Source organism: Corynebacterium sp. ACRPS, assembly GCF_022346005.1.
GTDB lineage: Bacteria > Actinomycetota > Actinomycetes > Mycobacteriales > Mycobacteriaceae > Corynebacterium.
This window is the reverse complement of the sequence record NZ_JAKRMY010000032.1, coordinates 1-5,559: the sequence shown is the minus strand read 5'-3', so window position 1 is coordinate 5,559 and position 5,559 is coordinate 1. Positions and strand designations below refer to the sequence as shown.

The following is a 5,559-nucleotide window of genomic DNA, read 5'->3' as shown; positions in this document are numbered from 1 at the left end:
TGCCCCGTCGGGTTGGGGAGGCAGTGATTTTTTCTTTGTAGTAATTTTTGGACGCCAGCATGGGCCTGCTTTTGTGGGTGTGTGGTGGTTTGTTCTTTTGGTTAGGTTTGGGCTTTTCACGGCCTTTTCAGTGTTGTGCTGAAATTCTTTTTGTGGAGAGTTTGATCCTGGCTCAGGACGAACGCTGGCGGCGTGCTTAACACATGCAAGTCGAACGGAAAGGCCCTGCTTGCAGGGTACTCGAGTGGCGAACGGGTGAGTAACACGTGGGTGATCTGCCCTGCACTTCGGGATAAGCTTGGGAAACTGGGTCTAATACCGGATAGGACCGCACTTTAGTGTGTGTGGTGGAAAGTTTTTTCGGTGTAGGATGAGCTCGCGGCCTATCAGCTTGTTGGTGGGGTAATGGCCTACCAAGGCGGCGACGGGTAGCCGGCCTGAGAGGGTGTACGGCCACATTGGGACTGAGATACGGCCCAGACTCCTACGGGAGGCAGCAGTGGGGAATATTGCACAATGGGCGCAAGCCTGATGCAGCGACGCCGCGTGGGGGATGAAGGCCTTCGGGTTGTAAACTCCTTTCGCTAGGGACGAAGCTTTGTTGTGACGGTACCTAGATAAGAAGCACCGGCTAACTACGTGCCAGCAGCCGCGGTAATACGTAGGGTGCGAGCGTTGTCCGGAATTACTGGGCGTAAAGGGCTCGTAGGTGGTTTGTCGCGTCGTCTGTGAAATTCTGGGGCTTAACTCCGGGCGTGCAGGCGATACGGGCATAACTTGAGTGCTGTAGGGGTAACTGGAATTCCTGGTGTAGCGGTGAAATGCGCAGATATCAGGAGGAACACCGATGGCGAAGGCAGGTTACTGGGCAGTTACTGACGCTGAGGAGCGAAAGCATGGGTAGCGAACAGGATTAGATACCCTGGTAGTCCATGCCGTAAACGGTGGGCGCTAGGTGTGAGGGTCTTTCTACGACTTTCGTGCCGTAGCTAACGCATTAAGCGCCCCGCCTGGGGAGTACGGCCGCAAGGCTAAAACTCAAAGGAATTGACGGGGGCCCGCACAAGCGGCGGAGCATGTGGATTAATTCGATGCAACGCGAAGAACCTTACCTGGGCTTGACATACACTAGATCGCTGCAGAGATGTAGTTTCCCTTTGTGGTTGGTGTACAGGTGGTGCATGGTTGTCGTCAGCTCGTGTCGTGAGATGTTGGGTTAAGTCCCGCAACGAGCGCAACCCTTGTCTTATGTTGCCAGCATTTGGTTGGGGACTCATGAGAGACTGCCGGGGTTAACTCGGAGGAAGGTGGGGATGACGTCAAATCATCATGCCCCTTATGTCCAGGGCTTCACACATGCTACAATGGTCGGTACAACGCGCTGCGACACTGTGAGGTGGAGCGAATCGCTGAAAGCCGGCCTTAGTTCGGATTGGGGTCTGCAACTCGACCCCATGAAGTCGGAGTCGCTAGTAATCGCAGATCAGCAATGCTGCGGTGAATACGTTCCCGGGCCTTGTACACACCGCCCGTCACGTCATGAAAGTTGGTAACACCCGAAGCCGGTGGCCTAAACGTGTTAGGGAGCCGTCGAAGGTGGGATCGGCGATTGGGACGAAGTCGTAACAAGGTACCCGTACCGGAAGGTGCGGGTGGATCACCTCCTTTCTAAGGAGCTTTTAATAGGCTGCAGTTGCAGCCAATGGCCCACAGTTGTGGGTTGCCCACACATTGTTTGATGGTGGGTTGGTGGTTGAGTGGGCGAGTGTTCTGCTGCCACCGTGTTATGGAAATTCCGGGTAGGAGACACACCTTAATCAGCAGGCTCAAGTGTTGAGACAGTGCTTTGTGACATGCGTAACAGTGTCCATGCATACTAAAAATAAGTTTGTGGATAAGTTGTTGGTGCATTGTTGGGTGTCTGGGGCATTATCCCCTTTTTTTGTGTGCCTGACTGGTTGATGGATGCCATTCATTGTGGTGGTGTGTGTTGCTGGTTTGGGGTGTTGTGTGAGAACTGTATAGTGGACGCGAGCATCTGCATGATGCCATCGGCCGTTTGTGGTTGGTGGTGTTTTGTGTGTGTGATGTGATTTTTCTTTTTTGTTTATTTTGTCAAGTTCACTTGTTGCCACCGCATGTGGCTGCATGGCTTTTTGTTGGTTGTGTGGTTTGTGTGTGGTGGTTGGTGTGTTCGTTATTTCGGGCGCATGGTGGATGCCTTGGCATGCTGAGCCGATGAAGGACGTGTAAGGCTGCGTTAAGCCTCGGGGAGTTGTCAATAAAGCGTTGATCCGAGGATGTCCGAATGGGGAAACCTGGCCCTGGTTATGTGGGGTTACCCTTCAGTGAATTCATAGCTGTTGTGGGGGTTACGCGGGGAAGTGAAACATCTCAGTACCCGTAGGAGGAGAAAATAATAATGATTCTGCTAGTAGTGGCGAACGAACGTGGATGAGGCTAAACTGTGTGCATGTGATACCTGGTAGGGGTTGTGTGTGCGGTGTTGTGGGGCCTAGCTGTGTGTCATCTACCAGTGGCACGCCCTTTTTGCATTGTTGTTAGGTGAAGTGGTTTGGAATGATCTACCGGAGTAGGTGAGAGTCCTGTAGCTGAAGATGATGATGTGGGGGTTGTTGGGTTCCCGAGTAGCAACGGGCTCGTGGAATCTGTTGTGAATCTGCCGGGACCACCCGGTAAGCCTAAATACTCAGTGTGACCGATAGTGGATAGTACCGTGAGGGAATGGTGAAAAGTACCCCGGGAGGGGAGTGAAATAGTTCCTGAAACCATGTGCTTACAATCCGTCAGAGCACCTTGTTTGTGTGTGATGGCGTGCCTTTTGAAGAATGAGCCTGCGAGTCAGCGGCATGTCGCGAGGTTAACCCGTGTGGGGTAGTCGTAGGGAAACCGAATCCTAATGGGGTGTTTTAGTGGCATGTCCTGGACCCGAAGCGGGGTGATCTACCCATGGCCAGTGTGAAGCAGCTGTAAGAGGTTGTGGAGGCGCGAACCCACGTAGGTTGAAAACTGCGGGGATGAGCTGTGGGTAGGGGTGAAAGGCCAATCAAACTCCGTGATAGCTGGTTCTCCCCGAAATGCATTTAGGTGCAGCGTCGCATTTAGCTTGGTGGAGGTAGAGCGACTGGTTGGTTGAGCGGGACTACAATCTTAGCAATGTCAGCCAAACTCCGAATGCCATCAATTGTGTTGTGCGGCAGTGAGACTGTGGGGGATAAGCTTCATAGTCGAGAGGGAAACAGCCCAGATCGCCGGTTAAGGCCCCTAAGGGTGTACTAAGTGGAAAAGGATGTGGGATCGCGAAGACAGCCAGGAGGTTGGCTTAGAAGCAGCCATCCTTGAAAGAGTGCGTAATAGCTCACTGGTCGAGTGGTTCTGCGCCGACAATGTAGTGGGGCTCAAGTACACCGCCGAAGCCGCGGCAAGCAACTTACGTTGTTTGGGTAGGGGAGCGTCGTGCATGGGTGGAAGCGTTACCGTGAGGAGGCGTGGACTGTGTGCGAGTGAGAATGCAGGCATGAGTAACGAATTGTAAGGTGAGAATCCTTACCGCCGGATGACTAAGGGTTCCTGGGTCAAGTTCGTCTTCCCAGGGTGAGTCGGGACCTAAGGCGAGGCCGACAGGCGTAGTCGATGGATAACCAGTTGATATTCTGGTACCCGTACATGTGCGCCCATGATAAAGCACTGATACTAACCACTGCGGATACGCTACCTGTTCACTCTTTGAGTGTTGGTGGTGTTGATGTCGTGGGGCCTGATGTGTGGTTCAAGTGATGGGGTGACGCAGTGAGGTAGCCGCGCCACTTAGTGGATTGGTGGTGTAAGCGTGTAGGCCGTGTGGTAGGTAAATCCGCTACGCATGTGGTTGAGGCGTGATGCGTAGACCCAGTGGGGTTGATGGTGGTGATCCTGTACTGTCGAGAAAAGCCTCTAGCGAGTGTGTGTATGGCCCGTACCCTAAACCGACACAGGTGGTCAGGTTGAAGATACTAAGGCGTTCGGGTGAACTGTGGTTAAGGAATTCGGCAAAATGCCCCCGTAACTTCGGGAGAAGGGGGGCCCTGTGACGTGAAGGCATAAGCTGCTGGAGTGTTGTGGGGTCGCAGAGAATAGAGGGAAGCGACTGTTTATCAAAAACACAGGTCCATGCGAAGACGTTAAGTTGATGTATATGGACTGACGCCTGCCCGGTGCTGGAAGGTTAAGAGGACCGGTTAGTTAACGTTTGTTAGCGAAGCTGAGAATTTAAGCCCCAGTAAACGGCGGTGGTAACTATAACCATCCTAAGGTAGCGAAATTCCTTGTCGGGTAAGTTCCGACCTGCACGAATGGCGTAACGACTTCTCTGCTGTCTCGACCACAGGCCCGGTGAAATTGCATTACGAGTAAAGATGCTCGTTACGCGCGGCAGGACGAAAAGACCCCGGGACCTTCACTATAGCTTGGTATTGGTGTTTGGTTCGGTTTGTGTAGGATAGGTGGGAGACTGTGAAATCATCACGCTAGTGGTGGTGGAGTCGTTGTTGAAATACCACTCTGATCGGATTGAGCATCTAACCTTGGCCCATGATCTGGGTTGGGGACAGTGCCTGGTGGGTAGTTTAACTGGGGCGGTTGCCTCCCAAAATGTAACGGAGGCGCCCAAAGGTTCCCTCAGCCTGGTTGGCAATCAGGTGGTGAGTGTAAGTGCACAAGGGAGCTTGACTGTGAGACAGACATGTCGAGCAGGGACGAAAGTCGGGACTAGTGATCCGGCACCTACTTGTGGATGTGGTGTCGCTCAACGGATAAAAGGTACCCCGGGGATAACAGGCTGATCTTCCCCAAGAGTCCATATCGACGGGATGGTTTGGCACCTCGATGTCGGCTCGTCGCATCCTGGGGCTGGAGTAGGTCCCAAGGGTTGGGCTGTTCGCCCATTAAAGCGGCACGCGAGCTGGGTTCAGAACGTCGTGAGACAGTTCGGTCTCTATCCGCCGCGCGCGTTGAAACTTGAAGAAGGCTGTCCCTAGTACGAGAGGACCGGGACGGACGTACCTCTAGTGTGCCAGTTATCCCGCCAGGGGTAGTGCTGGTTGGCTACGTACGGAAGGGATAACCGCTGAAAGCATCTAAGCGGGAAGCCTGTTTTAAGATGAGGTTTCTTTTGAGGTCCCCTAAAGACTATGGGGTAGATAGGCCAGACTTGGAAGCACTGTAAGGTGTGAAGGCTACTGGTACTAATTGACCAAAACAAACACACCACAACAAACCCCCAAAACACTATGTGGTTTGAGGTTGGATTGTTGGGTGGACTTGTGAAGCGAGTAAACAAATAAATGAACACATTCTTGTGTGTCGCGTCCACTATGCAGTATCTGACACAACACCACACACGAAGTGGTGGGTAGTGTTCTTTTAGGTTTGTCGGTGGTTCATAGCTACAGGGAAACGCCCGGTCCCATTCCGAACCCGGAAGCTAAGCCTGTACACGCTGATGGTACTGCAACCGGGAGGTTGTGGGAGAGTAAGTCACCGCCGACACCAAACAACAAA

General features: G+C 53.0%; 3 rRNA genes. All 3 read left to right on the top strand.

Annotated elements, in window-relative coordinates:
* The first annotated feature begins 149 nt into the window (after positions 1 to 149).
* A 16S ribosomal RNA gene (locus tag MHX65_RS11365) occupies positions 150 to 1,668 on the top strand.
* Positions 1,669 to 2,190: 522 nt separating this feature from the next.
* Positions 2,191 to 5,266, top strand: a 23S ribosomal RNA gene (locus MHX65_RS11360).
* Positions 5,267 to 5,429: 163 nt separating this feature from the next.
* Positions 5,430 to 5,547, top strand: a 5S ribosomal RNA gene (gene rrf / locus MHX65_RS11355).
* Together the 16S, 23S and 5S rRNA genes form the textbook arrangement of a ribosomal RNA operon.
* Positions 5,548 to 5,559 lie beyond the last annotated feature (12 nt).